This is a genomic window from Actinomadura sp. (genome assembly GCF_044508335.1).
Lineage (GTDB): Bacteria > Actinomycetota > Actinomycetes > Streptosporangiales > Streptosporangiaceae > Spirillospora.
Genome location: NZ_JBIQHY010000024.1, coordinates 44842 through 63639, shown reverse-complemented (window position 1 = coordinate 63639; position 18798 = coordinate 44842). Strand labels below are relative to the sequence as shown.

Here is an 18798-nt window from a genome sequence, read left to right as displayed (position 1 = left end):
TGCGAGTTCCGGCGACGCGCGCACGGCGCGCCGAAGTCCAAGGGTACCGGATGCCCTGACCGGATCGCGAACGCGTCCGGTCAGGGCATCGGGCCCCGGTCAGCGAGCCTCGTCAGCCGGCGGAGTCGCCGCCGTCGGCGGCCCGCGCGGCGGTGGCGCGGCGGCGGGTGCGGCGGCGGCCGGACGTGCCGGCGTCACCGGCCTCGCCGGCCTCGCTCTCGGCCGGTGCGGAGCCGTTGGACTCGGCGGCCGCGGCGGCGGGCGCACCGGCGCCGTTGAGGTCCGGTCCGGCGCCGTTGGCGGTCAGCGGGACGGGCTCGGCGTCGTCCAGCGCGCCCGGGGAGGTGCCGGCGGCCTCCGCGGCGGCTTCGGCGGCCTCCACGGCGGCCTGCGCCGGGGACTCGCCGATCTCCGGGGGCGGGCCCGCCGGGCGCTTCGCCGGACCCGACTTCTTCGGGCGGGAGCGGGCCGGCTCGGGCTGCGGCTCCGGCTCCGCCGCGGGCGCCGGCGCCTCGGCGGCGGGCTCGGGCTCCTTCGGCGCGGCCTCCTGCTGGGCCAGCTTCTCCTCGACGGCCTTCTCGACGTCGCCCTTGCGCTTGCGGCGGCGGCCGCTCTCCTTGCCGGCCGCCTTGTCGGCCTTCGGCTCGACCGGCGTCAGCTGGACGTGGATGCCGCGGCCGTTGCAGCACTCGCAGGTCTCCGAGAACGCCTCCAGCAGGCCCTGGCCGACCCGCTTGCGGGTCATCTGGACCAGGCCGAGCGAGGTGACCTCGGCGACCTGGTGCTTGGTACGGTCCCGCGACAGGCACTCGACGAGGCGGCGCAGCACCAGGTCGCGGTTGCTCTCCAGCACCATGTCGATGAAGTCGATCACGACGATGCCGCCGATGTCGCGGAGCCGGAGCTGGCGGACGATCTCCTCGGCCGCCTCCAGGTTGTTGCGGGTGACGGTCTCCTCCAGGTTGCCGCCCTGCCCGGTGAACTTGCCGGTGTTGACGTCGATGACCGTCATGGCCTCGGTCTTGTCGATCACCAGGGAGCCGCCGGACGGCAGCCACACCTTGCGGTCGAGCGCCTTGGCGATCTGCTCGTCGATGCGGAACGCGGTCAGGACGTCCTGGTCGCCCGTCCAGCGCTCGACGCGGTCGGCGAGGTGCGGGGCCACGTACTGGACGTACTCGGAGACGGTGTCCCACGCCTCGGCGCCGGACACGACCAGCTTGGAGAAGTCCTCGTTGAAGATGTCGCGGACGACCCGGATCGTCAGGTCCGGCTCGCCGTAGAGCAGCGACGGCGCCGACGCCGTCTTCACCTTCTTCTGGATGTTCTCCCACTGGGCGGCGAGGCGCGACACGTCGCGGGCGAGCTCCTCCTCCGTCGCGCCCTCGGCCGCCGTGCGGACGATCACGCCGGCGTTCTCCGGCATGACCTTCTTCAGGATCGACTTGAGCCGGCTGCGCTCCTTGTCGGGCAGCTTGCGGCTGATGCCGGTCATCGAGCCGTCCGGCACGTACACCAGGTAGCGGCCGGGCAGCGAGACCTGGCTGGTGAGCCGGGCGCCCTTGTGGCCGAGCGGGTCCTTGGTGACCTGGACGAGCACCGACTGGCCGGACTTCAGCGCCGACTCGATGCGGCGCGGCTGCCCCTCCAGGCCGGAGGCGTCCCAGTTGACCTCGCCCGCGTACAGGACGGCGTTGCGGCCCTTGCCGATGTCGACGAACGCCGCCTCCATCGACGGCAGGACGTTCTGGACCTTGCCCAGGTAGACGTTGCCCACGTACGACTGGTGCGTGGCGCGGTTGACGTAGTGCTCGACGAGGACGTCGTCCTCCAGGACGGCGATCTGGGTGCGCTCGCCCTCCTGCCGCACCACCATGACGCGCTCGACGGCCTCGCGGCGGGCGAGGAACTCCGCCTCGGTGATCACCGGCGGGCGGCGGCGGCCCTGCTCGCGGCCCTCGCGGCGGCGCTGCTTCTTGGCCTCCAGCCGGGTCGAGCCGCGCACGGACTGGACCTCGTCCTCGGCGGCGGCGCGGGCCTCCCGGGCGGTGCGGACGTGCACCACGGTGTTCGGCGGGTCGTCGGTGCCGTTCCCGCCCTCGCCGTCGGTCCCGGAGCGGCGCCTGCGGCGGCGCCGGCGGCGGCTCGTGCCGGTCTGGCCGCTCTCGCCGTCGTCCTCGCCCTCGGCGGCCTCTGCCTCGGCCTCCTCCGCCTTGGCCTCCTTGTTGGCGGCCTTGTCCTTCTTGCCGCTCTTGGCCGCCTTGCCGCCCTTGGGCTGCTCGTCCTTGGGCTCCTCGGCCTCGGCCTCGTCGGCGTGCGCCTCGTCCTCGGCGCCCTCCTTGCCGCGGCCGCGGCCCCGGCCGCCGCGGCGGCGCCGCCGGCGGGACGGGCGGTCCTCCGACTCGTCGTCGTCCGACGGGCCGTGGTCGTGCTCGTCCTCGCCGGTCTCGGGCTCGGGCTCGGCGGCCTTCTGGCGGGCGGGGGGCTCAGCCGTCGGCTGCGGCGGCTGGAAGACGACCATGGGCGGCTGGAACGTGACTCCGGGAACGCCCACGCCGCTGGCGGGCTCGGTCTCCGACACCTGCTCGGTGGACGCCTCGGCGCCCGCGACGGGGACGGCGGGGACCTCCGGCACCGGCGGGACGGCCGGGGGCTCGGCGGCGGCGCGGCGGCGGGTCCGGGTGCGGCGGGGGGTCCTCGCGGCGGGCTGCTCCTCGGCGGGCTGCTCGGCGGCGGGCTCGTCGGGCCGGGTCCCGGTTTCGGTCTCGGTGCCGGGGGAGGTCTCGGCGCCGGTCGCCTGGGCGGGCTCGGGGGTCTCGGCGGCGGCCTTCGCGCCCCGGGTCCGGGTGCGGGTCCTGGTCCGCTTCGGCGGCTCGGGAGCCTCCCGCTCGGCGGGCTGCTCCTCGGCGGGCTGCTCCCCGGCGGCCTGCTCGTCAGCGGGCTGTTCCCTGGCGGCCTCTTCGGCGGGCTGTTCCCCGGCGGCCTGCTCCTCGGTGACCTGCTCCTCGGTGATCTGCTCCCCGGCGGTCTCTTCGGCGGGCTGCTCGTCGGCGGGCTGCTCGTCGGCGGGCTGCTCGTCGGCGGGCTGCTCGTCGGCGGCCGCGGCGGGCTCTTCGGCGGCCTCTTCACCGGGCGGCCCTTCGGCGGCGGCCGCCTCCTCGGCGACCGGCTCCTCGGCGGTGTCCTCCTCCGCTTCAGCCTCCGGGGCGGCGGGCTCCTCGGCCGCAGGCTCCTCGGTGGCGGCGGGCTCTTCGGCTGCGGGCTCCTCTGCGGCGGGGGGCTCGTCGGCGGGCTCGGCAGCGGCGGGGGGCTCGGCCGCGGGAGGTTCGGCCGGGCTCTCGTCCACCTCGGGCGGCGGGCCGGCGGGGCGGCTCGCCCGGCGCGGGCGCGACGTCACCCCGGTCGCCGGGGTCTCCTCGGTGTCGGTCGTCTCGCTATCGATCGTTTCGTTATCCGTACCTTCGGCCGTGGCCGAATCGGCTTCGTTCTCAAGCATCCGGGCAATCTCCCGTCAGGCTCCCGGGCGCGTCCGCTCGCTCCGCCCGGGGGCGGATCGGTGCGGTGCGCCGCACGAGAGCACCTCGTCAGTCATCGGCGTCGTCACCGCCGGACGGTGGTCCGGCCATGACGACGAAGTCGTCGGGGGTGCGCCGGCCGTACCCTGCGGAACCGGTTCCGTGCTCCCACGGCTTCGGTTCCCCGGTCAGGCGCTGACGGCATCCGCGCTCGCGGCGTCCCCGGGCTGCGGCCGCGCAGGGCCGCGGGCCGTCTCGGCGTCGTCGCCGGACGGCAGGCCGATCTCCCGGTCGGGATCCAGGGGATCCGCGAGGCCACCGGTGTCCGCGTCGAGGGGCCCCTGCGCCAGCCTGGTCACCAGCGGCGGTGACGGCGGCGCGAGGTCGGCTACCTGGCGCAGTCCGGTGAGGATGTCGTCGGGTCGTACGGCCGGTGTGGAATGCCGAACAACCATTCGAAGTATCGCACAAGGGGCATCCGCCGCCTCCGCGGCGCGCCGGTCCAGCTCGCAGGCGGACACGGCGGCGCGCACGTCGAAACGGCGCCGTCCCTTCTTCGTGAGGCGTTCCACCTCGATGTGCTCGGCGGCCATGAAGGCGGCCACGGCCGCGGCGGCGTCGTCGTCGGACACGCCGTCCAGCCTGATCCGCCATTCGGACGCCTCGAGCCGATCGGCGAACGCGCTCGGCTTCGCCGCCGCGTCGTCCCGTCCCGCCCGCACCGGCACGACATCGACGATGTCGAGCCCGGGGGGCAGGGCCGCGTCGAGATCGGCCCGCACCCGCGCAGGGTCGCGGGTCTCGGTGAGCCCGAGTTCGAGGTATTCGGCCTCACTGGCCACCCCTGTCGCCGCCGCACCCGCGTACGAGATCTTCGGGTGGGGGGTGAATCCGCCGCTGAACGCGACAGGGATCCCGGCGCGCCTGACGGCGCGTTCCACGGCCCGGGAAATGTCGCGGTGGCTCGTGAACCGCAGCCTGCCCCGCTTGGCGTAGCGGACGCGCAGTCGCTGGGTCACGGGGGCCGGCGCCGGACCCTCCGGCATGGGTGCCAGGGCTCTTGTCCTTCCTACTCGTGTCGAGTCGAAAAACTAGGTCTCCCTATAGAGTACGGGTCCCCGAGCATCGTTCCGCCAAGCACGGGCGCCGTCGTGCCCGGACCCCCGCAGCTCAGGGCGTTCCCGCAACCGGTTCCGGACATGCGGACGCCCGCGCGGGTCGCCGCGCCCCGGGCCGGGCCGCCGCGGGTCAGACCACCGACAGCGGCAGCAGCTTCCGGCCGGTCGGGCCGATCTGGATCTCGGTGCCCATGGTGGGGCAGACGCCGCAGTCGTAGCAGGGCGTCCAGCGGCAGTCCTCGACCTCGGTCTCGTCGATGGCGTCCTGCCAGTCCTGCCAGAGCCATTCGCGGTCGAGGCCGGCGTCGAGGTGGTCCCAGGGCAGGACCTCGACCTCGTCGCGCTCCCGGACGGTGTACCAGGCCAGGTCGACGGGCTCGCCGGCGAGGGCCTTCTCGGCGCAGGCGGTCCAGCGCTCGTAGGAGAAGTACTCGCTCCAGCCGTCGAAGCGGCCGCCGTCCTCCCAGACGGCGCGGATGACCTTGCCGACGCGCCGGTCGCCGCGCGACAGCAGGCCCTCGATGATGGAGGGCCGCCCGTCGTGGTAGCGCAGGCCGATGGCGCGGCCGTACTCCTTGTCGGCGCGCAGCAGGTCCTTGAGGGCGTGCAGGCGGCGGTCGACGGTCTCGTGGTCGCACTGCGCGGCCCACTGGAACGGCGTGTGCGGCTTCGGCACGAACCCGCCGATGGACACGGTGCAGCGGATGTCCTTGCGGCCGGTGGCCTCGCGCCCCGCCTGGATGACGCGCCTGGCCATGTCGGCGATCGCGAGGACGTCCTCGTCCTCCTCGGTGGGCAGGCCGCACATGAAGTACAGCTTGACCTGCCGCCAGCCGTTCTCGTAGGCGGTGCTGACGGTGCGGATCAGGTCCTCCTCGGTGACCATCTTGTTGATCACCTTGCGCATCCGCTCGGAGCCGCCCTCCGGCGCGAACGTCAGCCCGGAGCGCCGTCCGCCGCGGGAGAACTCGTTGGCGAGCGTGATGTTGAAGGCGTCCACGCGGGTGGACGGCAGCGACAGCGAGGTGTTGGTGCCCTCGTAGCGGTCCGCGAGGCCCTTGGCGATGTCGCCGATCTCGCTGTGGTCGGCGCTGGACAGGCTGAGCAGCCCGACCTCCTGGAAGCCGGACTCCTTCAGGCCCTGCTCGACCATGCTCCCGATCGTGGTGATCGACCGCTCGCGGACCGGGCGGGTGATCATCCCGGCCTGGCAGAACCGGCAGCCGCGGGTGCAGCCGCGGAAGATCTCCACGCTGTACCGCTCGTGCACGGTCTCGGCGAGCGGGACGAGCGGCTTCTTCGGATACGGCCACTGGTCGAGGTCCATCACGGTGTGCTTCTCGACCCGCCACGGCACGCCCGGCCGGTTCGGCGCGACCCGCTGGATGCGGCCGTCCGGCAGGTAGGTGACGTCGTAGAAGCGGGGCACGTACACGCCGCCGGACGCCGCGAGCCGCATCAGCAGCTCGTCGCGCCCGCCGGGCTCGCCCTCGGCCTTCCACTCGCGGATCACCTCGGTGATCGCGAGGACGATCTCCTCGCCGTCGCCGAGGACGGCCGCGTCGATGAAGTCGGCGATGGGCTCGGGGTTGAACGCGGCGTGCCCGCCCGCGATCACTATCGGGTGCTCGCCGGTGCGCTCGGCGGCGTCCAGCGGGATGCCGGCGAGGTCGAGCGCCGTCAGCATGTTGGTGTAGCCGAGCTCGGTGGAGAACGACACGCCGAGCACGTCGAACGCGCCGACCGGGCGGTGCGCGTCCACGGTGAACTGCGGGATGCCGTGCTCGCGCATGACGGCCTCCATGTCGGGCCAGACCGTGTAGGTCCGCTCCGCGAGGACGCCGTCGCGCTCGTTCAGGATCTCGTAAAGGATCTGGACGCCCTGGTTCGGCTGCCCGACCTCGTAGGCGTCCGGGTACATCAGCGCCCACCGGACGTCGGTCTGGTCCCAGTCCTTGATCTGCGAGTTCAGCTCGCCGCCAACGTACTGAATCGGCTTCTGCACGCTCGGAAGCAGCGGCTCCAGGCGCGGGAAGAGCGACTCGACCGGCATGACGGAATCCTCCGTGCAGGGGACGTTGGGATGAACGTCCAGCCTACGCGCTGGACGGTCGCTAATCGAACGCGTGCCGCCGGACGTGCACGGCCTGCAGCAGCCCGAACGCGATCATGTTGGCGAAGGTGGCGGACCCGCCGTAGGAGATGAACGGCAGCGGCAGCCCGGTGATCGGCATGATCCCGATCGTCATGCCGATGTTCTCGAACGCCTGGAAGCCGAGCCAGCACACGACCCCGGTCGCGACGAGCGTGCCGAACAGGTCGGCGGCCTGGGTGGCGATCCGCAGCCCGCGCCACAGCACCACGCCGAGCAGCACGACGATGACCGCGGCGCCGACGAAGCCGAGCTCCTCCCCCGCCACCGTGAAGATGAAGTCGGTCTGCTGCTCGGGGACGAAGTGGCCGCCGGTCTGCTCGCCGTTGAACAGGCCCTTGCCGAGCACGCCGCCCGACCCGACCGCGATGCGGGCCTGCTGGGCGTTGTAGCCGGCGCCGCGCGGGTCGGCCTCCGGGTGCAGGAACGCGATGAACCGGTCGACCTGGTAGTCCTTCAGCAGCCCGAAGAACCACACCGCGACGCCTGCGAGCGCCCCGCCGCCGACCAGGCCGGCGAGCCAGCGCTTCTGCGCGCCGGAGATCGCCAGCATGCCGAGCACGACGGCGATGAACACCAGCGTGGTGCCGAGGTCCGGCTGCAGCATGATCAGAACGCCGGGCACCCCGGCGAGGACGAGCGCGAGCAGCACGTCGCGGCGGCCCGGCCCGATCTCGCCGTCCCGCGGCTCCCCGAGGATCATCGCGAGCAGCACCACGAGCCCGACCTTCGCGAACTCCGACGGCTGCACCTGGAACCCGCCGCCGAGCACGATCCACGAGTGCGACCCGTTGATCGTCGAGCCGAGCGGGGTCAGCACGGCCAGCAGGCCCACGCACGCCACCCCGTACAGGATGGGCACGTAGGCGCGCAGGAGCCGGTAGTCGAGGACGGTGACGATGCCGCCGAGCAGGAACCCGATGAGCAGGTTCAGCACATGCCGCTTGAGCATGCTCTCCGGGTCCTTGCCCTGCTCGGCGAGCAGGTGGAAGGTGGCCGAGCGCACCAGCAGCGCGCCCACCACCGACAGCGCCAGCACGGCGACGAACAGCGGCCAGTCGAGCCGGCGCAGCCCGGCGAGGCGGCTCCGCCACGTCCGCCGCGCGCCGTACCCCTCGACCGGCCCCACGCCGGTTCCGGCGATCACGGGGCGGCTCCCTGGCCCGGCATCCGCGGCAGCTCGGAGGGGAGCTTCCCGTCCTTGAGGATGGGCTTCCTGTCCTTCGTGCCGTACATGGCCTCCCAGATCTCGCGGACGGCGGGGGCGGCCGTGGAGGCGCCGAAACCGCCCTGCGAGACCATCACGACGACCGCGAAGCGCGGGTTCTTCACCGGGCCGAACGAGGCGAACCAGGAGGTGTCCTGCTTGCCGTAGACCTCGGCGGTGCCGGTCTTGCCGCCCACGTCGACGCGTTTGAAGTCGAAGCCGCCGAACGCGCCCGCCGCGGTGCCCTCCTTGGGGACCTGGGCCAGGGCGTTGCGGATGTACTTCAGCACCTTCTGATCGACCGGGAGCTTCTCCGCCGGCGGGGGCTGGATCCGCTGGACGACCGTGCCGTCCGGCCGGACGATCGCGACCCCGAGCCGCGGCGTCAGCAGCTTGCCGCCGTTGGCGAGCGCCGCGTACGCGCGGGCGAGCTGCAGCGGCGTCACCAGGACGTTGCCCTGCCCGACCGAGAAGTTGGCCGCGTCACCGGGGCGCCACACGTAGCCCTCGGTGCAGTTCTCCGTCGCGACGGCCTTCAGGTAGGCGGCGCGCGCCGGGTCGGTCTTGGCGACCTCGGGGTAGCCCTCCTTGGCGCCCTTGCAGTTGGCGGCCTTGGTGGCCTCCCAGTAGTTCCGCTTCCACTCCCGGTCCGGGATGCGGCCGGCGCTCTCGCTGGGGAGGTCGATCCCGGTCTTCTTCCCGAACCCGTACTGGCGGGCCATCTTCACCATCGGGTCGGACGGGTTCTTCTTCGGGTGCATCCCGCCGTCCGCCTTCCACTCCAGGTAGGCGAACCGGTAGAACACCGTGTCGCAGGACTTCACGAGGGCGGTGTGCAGCGTCATCGGGCCGTACCCGGTGCCACCGGCGTTGCTGAACGCCCGATTGCCCACGTTGTAGGAGCCGGGGCACGGGTAGATGCCCTTCAGGCTGGCCCCGTCCTTCACCGCGGCGGCCACCGAGGAGATCTTGAAGGTGGAGCCGGGCGCGAACTGCCCCTGGGTGACGCGGGAGATCAGCGGCTCGCCGTTCTTCTTGCCGAGCAGCGCGTCGTACTTCTCCTGCGAGATGCCGCCGGTCCAGATCGCCGGGTCGTAGGTCGGGTAGCTGGCCATCGCGACCATGCGGCCGGTGCGCACGTCCATCACAACCGCGGCGCCCGCGTCGGCCGGCTTGCCCCCCTTGCGCGCATTGTCGATCGCGTGCTTGAGCGCCTTCTCCGCCGCGCCCTGCACGCCCGCGTCGATGCTGGTGACGAGGTTGCTGCCGGACTTCGGCTGCTGCTCCTCGGCGGTGCCGGTGACGCGGCCCTGGCTGTCGACGAGGACCCGGCGGTACCCCGGCTCGCCGCGCAGCGCCCGGTCGTACTGGGCCTCCAGCCCGGCGCGCCCGACGAGGTCGACGCCGCTGTACCCGGTGACCTTCAGGCCCTTGCGCTTGTCCAGCTCGTCCTGCGTGACGGGCTGGAGGTAGCCGAGCACCTGCGCGGCGCTCGCGCCCTCCGGCTCCGGGTAGTCGCGGACGGCCTGGATCTGCGCGGTGACGCCGGGGAAGTCCTCCTGCCGCTCCATGATCTGCAGGGCGCGCTTGGGGTCGACGTGGTCGTCGACGGGGATCGGCTGGTACGGGGACCCCGGCCAGCACGGCCGCTTCACGGTGGGGCTGCACAGCCGGATCCGCTTGGAGATGTCGTCGTAGGTCGTCCCGAGGACGGCCGCGAGCCGTTTCAGGACGGCCTCGCCGCCGTCGTCCAGCCGGGACAGCGTGGTCCGGTCTACCGACACGACGAGCGCGCTGCGGTTCCGGACGAGGGGCCTGCCGCGGTCGTCGAGGATCATGCCGCGGACGGCGGGGACGACGATGTCGCGGGTGCGGTTCTGGGCGGCGATCTCCCGGTAGTGCTCGCCCTCCAGGACCTGGAGGGTCCACATGCGGCCGACGAGGACGAGCAGCAGCGCGCCCACGAGGACGTACAGGACGACCAGCCGGAAATGGGTGCGGGGGTTCACAGGATCCCGCCCCGCCCGGACATGGCGCGGTAGCGGGCGGCGGGCACCGCGAGGCGGTCGCCGCGCGGTCGTTCGCCGCTCTCGTACCGGCGGGTGGCGCGCAGCACCGCCCAGACGACGAACGGGCTGGCGATGATGTCGTACAGGACCTGCAGCGGGACCATCCGGGAGACGGTGTCCCACCCGGCGCGCGGGTCGCCGAGGATCATCCCGGTCGCCGCGTACAGGACCGTCCCGGCGAGCGCGCCCGCGGCGACGGCGAAGAACGGCACGACCGACTGCCGGTCCATCTCGGTCGCGGCGGCGCCGCACAGGTAGCCGATGAGGCAGTACACCAGCGCGTACCGGCCGATGGTGTGGTCGGAGGGCGGGATGATGTCGGCGGCGAGGCCGGCGAGGAACCCGGTGACCATGCCGGTCATCGACCCGGCGACCAGCGCCAGCGCCACGACGGCCAGCAGCACCAGGTCGGGCTGCACGCCGCCGGGCAGCGGCAGCCGGTTCGCCACCGACACCTGCAGGATCAGGGTCACGACGATCACCACCGCGGCGACCGCGGTGCGGCCGGCCGGTGACGCCTCGGGCGGATTCAGCACGTCAGTCCCTCGCGCTCGGTTGGGTGGACGGGCTCGCGGAGCGGCGGGGCCGCGCGTCGCCGCTCTCCCGGGCCTTCGGGCTCTTGCTCGCCTCCGGGCTCGTGCTCGGGCTCGGCGTCGCGGGCGGTTTCGGCTTCGGCGGGAGCACCGCGTCCCGCGGGTCGGTCTTCGGCGGGGCGACCACGACGCCGACGACGTCCAGGCTGGTGAACTTCACGAACGGCCGGACGTAGGCGGTGCGGGTCAGCCCGCCGGTGGCCTTCTCGATGCGCGCGACCTCGCCGATCGGGACGCCGGGCACGTACGGGCGCTGCCCCTGCGACCCGAGCGTCACGATCCGCTGCCCGACCTGGATGGGCGCGGCGGCGTCCAGGAGCTGGAACCGCAGCGGCGTGTCGCCGCCCCCGCCGAGGCCGCGGCGCCCGCGGCCCTGCACGATGCCGATCTCCTTGGACGCCTCCAGCCGGGAGCCGATGGACGAGGTCTGGTCGGTGGCGAGCAGGACGGTCGAGGTGGCGGGCCCGACCCGGGTGACGCGGCCGACGAGCCCGGCGGCGCTGATCACCGTCATGTCGGGCTTGATGCCGGCGCGGCTCCCGGCGTCGATGGTGACGGTGTCCTCGAAGCCCTGCCCGGCGGAGATCACCTGCGCGGCGCGGATCTTGTAGCCGCCCATCCCGGCGGTGCCGAGCAGCCGCTCCAGCTGCGCCGACTTGTCCTTGTCGAGCCGGCTGGAGCGCAGCTGCTCGCGCAGCTTCTGGTTCTCCCGGGCGAGCCGGTCGGCGCGGCGCCGCTCGCCGGGCGCGTCGGTGATCGCGTCGAAGGCGTTCCCCACCGGCCGGACCACCGACGCCGACGCGCGCTCCACGGGGCCGAACACGGTGGCGCCGAGGCCGCGCAGCCCGCGCAGCGGCGAGTCCGCGCCGCCGCGGTAGTCCACGGTGATCATCGTGAGCGCCACGACGAGCAGCACGCCGAGCACCATGCGGGTGCGCCGGGTGTCCTTCACGCACCGACCTCCGGTTTCCTGTGTACGCCGGGAGCCCGGCGCCGGCCGGCTCCTCCCCGAGGGGTGACGCCCCGGCGCCCCCGGCGGACCACGTCCGATCTAGTGCCGCGGCTCCGGGACGAGGACCTGGCGCAGCGACTCGAAGTCCTCGACGCACTTGCCGGTGCCGAGCACCACCGAGTCGAGCGGGTTGTCCACCAGGTGGATGGGCATCCCGGTCTCCTCGCGGAGCCGCTCGTCGAGGTTCTTCAGCAGCGCGCCGCCGCCGGTGAGCGCGATCCCGCGGTCCATGATGTCGCCCGACAGCTCGGGCGGGCACTTGTCCAGCGTGGTCTTGACCGCGTCCACCACGGCGTTGACGGGTTCCTCGATCGCCCGGCGCACCTCCTCGGCGGAGATCACGACGGTCTTCGGCAGCCCGCTCACGAGGTCGCGACCCCGGATCTCGGCGTGCGGCTCCTCGTCGCCGCCGGGATAGGCCGAGCCGATGGCCATCTTGATCTCCTCGGCGGTCCGTTCCCCGAGCATCAGGGAGTATTCCTTCTTGGAGAAGGAGATGATCGCCTGGTCCAGCTCGTCGCCGCCGACGCGGACCGACTGGCTGGTGACGATGCCGCCGAGCGAGATGATCGCGACCTCGGTGGTGCCGCCGCCTATGTCGACGACCATGTTGCCGGTGGGCTCGTAGACGGGCAGCCCGGCGCCGATCGCGGCGGCCATCGGCTCCTCGATGATGTAGACGCGGCGGGCCCCTGCCTGGTAGCCCGCCTCCTTCACCGCGCGCTGCTCCACGCCGGTGATGCCGCTCGGCACCGCGACGACGATCCGCGGCTTGGCGAAGTGCCGGCGCTTGTGGACCTTCTGGATGAAGTAGCGCAGCATCCGCTCGGTGACGTCGAAGTCGGCGATGACCCCGTCCTTGAGCGGCCGCACGGCGACGATATTGCCGGGCGTGCGGCCGATCATCCGTTTGGCCTCGATGCCGACCGCCACGATCTTCCCGGTGTTGGTGTTGATCGCCACCACGGATGGTTCGTTCAGGACGATGCCACGCCCGCGCACGTACACCAGTGTGTTGGCGGTACCAAGATCGACGGCCATGTCCCGGCCAAGAAACGACAGCTTGTTACCCATGAAGAAAGGGAGCCCTTCATGATTGACGGGCGTGTATAGCGGCGCGTCCATCGTAACGTGCGCCCCCGTCCGCGGGCAGTCACCCCGCCGTCGCGCGTCGCGGAAAAAACGCGTCCTGACCAGCTCGGTTTTCGCTAAAGAAGACGCGGGCCGGAGTTCCGGCCCGCGCTCGAGAGTCGTCCCCCGGACGCGTCTCAGCCCAGTTCGGGGAAGAACAGCTTGATCTCGCGCTCGGCGGAGTAGGTCGAGTCGGAGCCGTGCACGATGTTCTCGCCGATCTCCAGCGCGAAGTCGCCGCGGATGGTGCCGGGGGCGGCGCTGACCGGGTCGGTGGCGCCGGCCAGGGAGCGGAACGCCTCGATGGCGCGGGGGCCCTCGACGACCATGGCGACGAGCGGGCCGCCGGTGATGAACTCGACCAGCTCGCCGAAGAACGGCTTGCTCGCGTGCTCCTCGTAGTGCGCCTCGGCGGTCTCGCGGGAGAGCGTGCGGAGTTCCAGCGCGACGAGCGTCAGGCCCTTGCGCTCGATCCGGGAGATGACCTCGCCGATGACTCCGCGGCGGACGCCGTCGGGCTTGACCAGGACAAGAGTGCGCTCGGACACGGGTGGTTCTCCTTGCGGAATTTCGGTTTCGGTAAGCGCGCGAATACTACCCGCCCCGCGCGCCGGAAGTGGCATTCCGGCGCCGGAGGCCGGGCCGGACCGCCGCGGCGGCGAGCACCGCGGCGAGCATTCCGGCGGCGGCGAGCCAGCCGCGGTAGCCCTCCAGAAGGGCCTGGACCTGCTGCGTTTCGGTGACCGGAAGCCGCCCCCGCAGCCGGGACGCCTGCAGCGACAGCACGATCAGCTGCCCGGTCAGCACGGCCGGGAAGCACAGCGTCAGGCCGAACAGCGCGGCGCCGGGCGCGGCGTCTCGCAGCGAGCCGGCCAGGGCCAGCCCGGCTCCCGCGCCGAGCGGGACGAGCATGGCGAGCAGCGTCCACCGGTCGCGGGGGTCGGCGGCGAGGCCGAGCGGCGGCGCCGACGCGAGCAGCAGCAGGCCGGTGCGGACGGCGCCGCGGGCGGGCGCGCGGGTCGCGGCGAGGGCGCCCGCCAGGGCGGCGACGGCTGCGGCGGCGAACGGGAGCAGCGGCGCGCCGCCGGGCCCGCGGGCGGTGGCGGCGAGCCCGGCGAGCGGTCCGGCGACCGGGTAGCCGAGCAGCCCGACGGCGACCATGGCGAGGGCGCAGCCGTGCGGGCTGCCCGTCTGCGCGTCGCGCCCGCCGACGGCGGCGAGGCCGAGCAGGGCGGGCACCGCGAGGCCCCCGACGAGCAGCCGCGCGCCGGGCGACCAGCCGTCGGCGGCCACGACGGCGAGGAACGCGAAGCCCGCCGCCGGGACGAGCGGGACCAGGAGCCGGCCGCGCTCGGTGTGCCGGGCCGGGGGGAGCGTCCACGGGACGCGGCCGCGCAGCAGCGGGCGGGCGGCCGCCGCGCCGGCCGCGGCGACGGCGAGCCACGGGAAGGGCGCGAGCGCGACTCGCCAGTCGGGGACGGGCGCGCCGCCGGCGGGCACGGCCGCCAGCGCGAGCGGCATCGCCGCGATGAGCGTGCCCGCGAGCACGCCCGCCCAGGCGGCGGCCAGGGCGTGGTCGCGGCGTTCCCAGACCAGCACGAGGGAGGCGGGCAGGACGGTGCCGGCGCCCGCGCCCTGGACCGCCCGGACCGCCCCGGTCAGCAGCACGGAGTCGGCGAGGCGGGCGGCGCCGAGGCCGGCCAGCAGCACGGCCAGGCCCGCGGCGAGGACCGTCCAGGCGGGGAACCGGCGGGCCGCCGCGGCGGCGGGCGGGACGGCGAGCAGCAGCGCGGGCAGCGACAGCCCGGTGGCGCGCAGCAGGCCGGCGACGCCCGCGCCGCCGAGGCCGAGGGCGTCCGCGGCGGCGGGGACGACGTTGGCGGAGGCGTCCGGCACGGTCAGCACGGCGGCGGGCACCGCGGTGCCGGTCAGCAGCAGCGCGCCGAGCGCCGCGAGCCGCCGCCGCGCGGCGCCCTCGCCGGGGCGCTCCCGGGCCGGGGTCGCCGCCGCACTGGTGGACGCCGCACTGGTGGACGCCGCGCTGCCGTACGCTGCATGGGTGGACACGGCCTGCTCCTCTGGAGGGTCGTCATCCGCCGGACGCGTTTTTCCTGAAAAGGAAAGATGTCCAAGTTGTGGTGATATTCGGAATACGCGGTAATCGGCGGGATGATTGTGCTGCCGTTCCGACCGAACTTAGCGCGGCCGCGCGCTCGCCGCCTTGCGTCCGAGCCAAATCGCCGTCCACCAAAGCGCCCCGAAAACGGCGCCGAGGAAGAACATGGCCGGCACCATGAAGCCGGTCGCGATGATGAGCACCTGCAGCGCGGTGCCCGCCGGGACCGCCCAGGGCCGGCGCAGCAGCCCGGCCAGCACCAGGCAGGCGACCGCCAGGCTCCCGCACACCGCGCCCGCGGTCGCGCCGTCCACGTCCAGCACCGCGACGGCGACCGGGATGGCCAGCGCGATCACGATGGCCTCGCACGCCAGCACCATGGCGAACAGCCGCCGCGCCGGGTTGCCGGCGGCCCCGCCCTCGGCGGCCCGGGTGCTCATCGGCGGCCCTCCTCGACGCGCAGCAGGGTGCGGGCGTCGCCCGCCGTGACCACCGACCCGGTGATCAGCACGCCGGCGCCGCGGTACTCGCCGGTCTCCTCGGCGAGGCCGATCGCCCGGTCGATGGCGTCGTCCAGCCGCGGCTCGACATGGACGCGCTCGGCGCCGAACACGCCCTCGGCGATCTCGGCCAGCTCGTCGGGCGGCATCGAGCGCGGGGAGGAGTTCCGGGTCACCACCAGCTCCGCCAGGACGGGTTCGAGCTGGTCCAGGACGCCCGCGACGTCCTTGTCGGCGGCGATCGCGAGCACCCCGGCGAGCCGGGTGAAGCCGAACGACTCGGTGATCGTGGCGACGGTCGCGGCCATCCCGGCGGGATTGTGCGCGGAGTCCAGCAGGACGGTCGGGCCCGTCCGGGCGATTTCCAGCCGGCCCGGCGACGCGGACCCGGCGAAACCGCTGCGCACCAGCGCCGGGTCGAGCTGCCCCTCGTCGCCGCCGAGGTAGGAGTCGCCGGCCGCGATGCGGGTCGCCGCCTCCAGGTTGTGCTCCCCCCTGGTCGGCGCGCCGGAGGCGAACGCCTCGACGGCGGCGAGGGCCGTCGCGGCGTTGCCCGCCTGGTGCTCGCCGAACAGCGGCAGGAAGATCTCGTCGTAGACGCCGTGCAGACCCTGCAGGCGGAGCTGCTGGCCGCCGACCGCGACGTCGCGGCCGAGCACGCCGTACTCGATGCCCTCCCGGGCCGCCGCGGCGCCGACCTCCACGACCCGCCGCAGCAGCACCTCGGCCGCCTCGACCGGCTGCTGCGCGAGGACCGCGACCGCGCCGGTCTTGATGATGCCCGCCTTCTCGCCGGCGATCTCCTCCAGCGTGTCGCCGAGGTAGCGGGTGTGGTCCAGGCCGATCGGGGTGATCACCGCGACCGCGCCGTCCGCGACGTTGGTCGCGTCCCAGGTGCCGCCCATGCCCGTCTCGACGACCGCGACGTCGACCGGGGCGTCCGCGAACGCCGCGAACGCCATCGCCGTCAGCACCTCGAAGAACGACAGCCGCGCCGGGTGCTTGCCGTCGACCAGCTCGACGTAGGGCAGGACGTCCTCGAACGTCTCGACGAAGCGCTCCTCGCTGATCGGCTCCCCGTCGATCGCGATGCGCTCGCGCAGCGTGGTCAGCTCGGGGCTGGTGTAGAGACCGGTGCGCAGCCCGCGCTCGCGCAGCAGCGCCTCGATGAGCCGGGCCGTGCTGGACTTGCCGTTCGTCCCGGCGATGTGGATCACCGGGTACGCGCGGTGCGGCTCGCCCAGGACGTCGACCAGGTCGCGGATCCGGTCGAGGGTGGGGTCGATCTCCCACTCGACGCCGCGCGCCATGATCGCGGCGACGGTCGCCCGGTAGCCGGCCGGTTCGGTTCGCTGACTCACGGTTTCAGAGCCTACTCGGCGGCGCGCGACGCTCCGTCCGCCCCCACACTGGAGATATGGACGTGTTCTTCCGGGAATGGGAGCGGCGCGCTCCGGGCGAGACCCGCGACGTCGGGCGGGCCCGCGCGCTGGCGGACGCCCTGGGGGTCCTGGACCCGGGAGTGCCCGTCCTGACCGTGGTGGGGTCCAAGGGGAAGGGCACGGCGGCGACCTACGCGTCGGCCTTCCTCGCCGCGGCCGGGCGCCGCGTGTGCACCGTCACGAGCCCCGGCCTGCGCACCGACCGCGACCGCATCAGGATCGACGGGCGCGCCGTCTCCGACGACGAGCTGGCCTCCCTCGCGGACGCCCTCGACGAGGCCGCCCGCGCCCTCCCGCCGCCCTCGGCGGGCTACCTGTCGCCGTCGGGCCTCTTCCTGCTCGCGGGCGTCCTGCACGCCCGGCGGGCCGGCGCGGACGTGCTCGTCCTGGAGGCCGGCATGGGCGGGCGGTCGGACGAGGTCGCCCTGTTCCCGCCGGACGTCGCCGCGATCACCCCGGTGTTCCTGGAGCACGCCGGCGTCCTCGGCGCCACCGAGGCGGAGATCGCCCGGGAGAAGCTCGGGGTGGCGGGGCCGGGGACGGTCGTGCTGTCGGCGCCGCAGCCGCCGCCGGTCGCCGAGGTGCTGCGCGGCGCCGAGGTCGTCGGGCCCGGCGTCGTGCCCGCCGGCCTCCTGCCCGCCGGCCTCGGCCGGGCCGCCGCCGAACTGGGCGTCGCCGCCGCCCGCCGCATGCCGGGCGTGCCCGAGCCCCCGGCCGGGACGCTCCGGGAGGTGCTGGCGTCGGTCGTCCTGCCGGCGCGGTCGTCCTGCCACGACGTGCCCGGATCCGCGACGAGGGTGCTCATCGACTCGGCCGTCGACCGCACCGGCGTCACCGCCGCGCTGGCCGCCGCGCGGGAGGCGTGGGGGACGATCGACCACGCCGTCGTCTGCCTGCCCGACCACAAGGACGTGGACGGGGCCGTCGCCGCGCTCGGCTCGCTGCCCGTGACGTCGGTCCGGCTGGCGCTGCCGCACCTGCGGTTCACCCGCCCGGCGCCGCCCGGCTGGGACGTGGTCGACGCGGCCGCCATCACGCCGGAGTCGCTGGCCACGCTCGGGCACCGCGTGATCGTCCTCGGCACCGGCTACTTCACCGGGCACGTCCTCGGCGTGGTCGACGCCGACACCGAGCGGCTGTTCGTCACTTCGGCCGCTCGACGTCCTTCCTGATGCGGCGCATCACCTCGGCCATCAGCGTGAACTGCGGGTTCCGCGTCGGGCGGTTGGACGCGACGACGCCGTAGGAGTCCTCGGTGGCCCACGCGCAGTACGTGTGCGTCTCGGCCAGCACCGCGAACGTGCCGCACACCGCCTTCCCGCCCCTGCCGCCCGCGTCGGCGTCCTGGCCGGCGATGAACGTGGTGGGCTGGATGCGCTGCAGGAAGTCGGCCGGGTCGCCGACCGGGCCCGTCCCGCCCATGAACAGGACGTTGACGTCGCGCACGGGCTCCTCGGTGTAGACGGCCGTGCCGTGCTTCGCGACCGGGACGCCGCCCGCCTCGACGGCGGCCGCGATGAACGGGTACGCGGCGCTCGCCTGCGGCGCCGTCAGGCCGTCCTTGTGCAGCCCGCCGGCCGCCGGGCCCGCGCTGATCACCCGCTTGGACGCGGGGACGGCCGTGGTGCGGGCGTCCTCGGCGCCGCCGCCGTCGGTGCGGAACGCCAGCGCCCCGGCCAGCAGCGCGACCGCCGCGACCGAGGCGGCGCCGGCGACCAGCAGCAGCCTGGGGACGCGCCTCCTCCTCTTCGCGGGACCGGGGACGGCCGGCACCGGGCCCGTGCCGCCCTGGACGATCGGGTGCCCGCCGGTGCCGACCACGGGATGGGCGCCGGAGCCGACCACCGGATGCGCACCCGAGCCGACCACGGGATGGGCGCCCGACCCCACCACCGGGTGGGCGCCGGAGCCGACCACCGGGTGGGCTCCCGAACCGCCGACCA

General features: G+C 74.1%; 13 protein-coding genes and 1 pseudogene. 1 reads left to right on the top strand and 13 read right to left on the bottom strand.

From position 1 onward, the window contains the following. Positions 1–112 precede the first annotated feature (112 nt). The 12 genes from ACIWVC_RS11940 to ACIWVC_RS11885 all read right to left on the bottom strand — a co-directional run bounded on the left by ACIWVC_RS11940 (position 113) and on the right by ACIWVC_RS11885 (position 16723). Entirely contained in the window at positions 113–3496 is a 3384-nt protein-coding gene (locus ACIWVC_RS11940) for an Rne/Rng family ribonuclease (RefSeq protein ID WP_396449600.1), read from the bottom strand. 207 nt (positions 3497–3703) lie between these two features. Then, the gene (locus tag ACIWVC_RS11935; RefSeq protein WP_396449599.1) at positions 3704–4561 is read right to left on the bottom strand and encodes a TIGR03936 family radical SAM-associated protein; all 858 of its coding nucleotides are present in this window, start codon (positions 4559–4561) and stop codon (positions 3704–3706) included. A gap of 202 nt (positions 4562–4763) precedes the next feature. Next, a complete protein-coding gene (locus ACIWVC_RS11930; protein ID WP_396449598.1) occupies positions 4764–6686 on the bottom strand; it encodes a TIGR03960 family B12-binding radical SAM protein in 1923 nt (640 codons plus the stop codon). A gap of 61 nt (positions 6687–6747) precedes the next feature. Next, entirely contained in the window at positions 6748–7932 is a 1185-nt protein-coding gene (rodA, locus tag ACIWVC_RS11925; RefSeq protein ID WP_396449597.1) for a rod shape-determining protein RodA, read from the bottom strand. After that, the gene (mrdA, locus tag ACIWVC_RS11920; RefSeq protein WP_396449596.1) at positions 7929–10001 is read right to left on the bottom strand and encodes a penicillin-binding protein 2; all 2073 of its coding nucleotides are present in this window, start codon (positions 9999–10001) and stop codon (positions 7929–7931) included. The genes rodA and mrdA overlap by 4 nt, the downstream gene beginning before the upstream one ends. Further along, a complete protein-coding gene (gene mreD, locus ACIWVC_RS11915) occupies positions 9998–10597 on the bottom strand; it encodes a rod shape-determining protein MreD (RefSeq protein WP_396449595.1) in 600 nt (199 codons plus the stop codon). The genes mrdA and mreD overlap by 4 nt, the downstream gene beginning before the upstream one ends. Position 10598: 1 nt before the next feature. Then, a complete protein-coding gene (gene mreC / locus ACIWVC_RS11910) occupies positions 10599–11606 on the bottom strand; it encodes a rod shape-determining protein MreC (RefSeq protein WP_396449594.1) in 1008 nt (335 codons plus the stop codon). Positions 11607–11705: 99 nt separating this feature from the next. After that, a complete protein-coding gene (locus ACIWVC_RS11905; RefSeq protein ID WP_396449593.1) occupies positions 11706–12740 on the bottom strand; it encodes a rod shape-determining protein in 1035 nt (344 codons plus the stop codon). Between the two features lie 194 nt (positions 12741–12934). Then, positions 12935–13345 carry a nucleoside-diphosphate kinase gene (gene ndk / locus ACIWVC_RS11900; protein WP_396449592.1) on the bottom strand — a complete coding sequence of 137 codons (411 nt, stop codon included), beginning with the start codon at positions 13343–13345 and terminating at the stop codon, positions 12935–12937. 46 nt (positions 13346–13391) lie between these two features. Next, positions 13392–14864: a hypothetical protein gene (locus ACIWVC_RS11895; protein ID WP_396454140.1), complete on the bottom strand. Its 1473-nt coding sequence runs from the start codon at positions 14862–14864 to the stop codon at positions 13392–13394. A 129-nt stretch (positions 14865–14993) separates the two neighbouring features. After that, positions 14994–15353, bottom strand: coding sequence for a DUF4233 domain-containing protein (locus tag ACIWVC_RS11890; protein ID WP_396450394.1), 360 nt, complete (start codon positions 15351–15353; stop codon positions 14994–14996). Then, entirely contained in the window at positions 15350–16723 is a 1374-nt protein-coding gene (locus ACIWVC_RS11885) for a bifunctional folylpolyglutamate synthase/dihydrofolate synthase (protein ID WP_396450397.1), read from the bottom strand. The genes ACIWVC_RS11890 and ACIWVC_RS11885 overlap by 4 nt, the downstream gene beginning before the upstream one ends. A gap of 107 nt (positions 16724–16830) precedes the next feature. Here ACIWVC_RS11885 and ACIWVC_RS11880 point away from each other — a divergent pair, with 107 nt between their 5' ends. After that, complete coding sequence (locus tag ACIWVC_RS11880; RefSeq protein WP_396450392.1) at positions 16831–18027, top strand: hypothetical protein; 1197 nt, start codon at positions 16831–16833, stop codon at positions 18025–18027. On the opposite strand, the pseudogene ACIWVC_RS11875 reads toward ACIWVC_RS11880, so the two are convergent. Continuing rightward, positions 17999–18798, bottom strand: a pseudogene (locus tag ACIWVC_RS11875) (hypothetical protein); the annotation flags it as partial. The gene ACIWVC_RS11880 and the pseudogene ACIWVC_RS11875 sit on opposite strands and share 29 nt — an antisense overlap.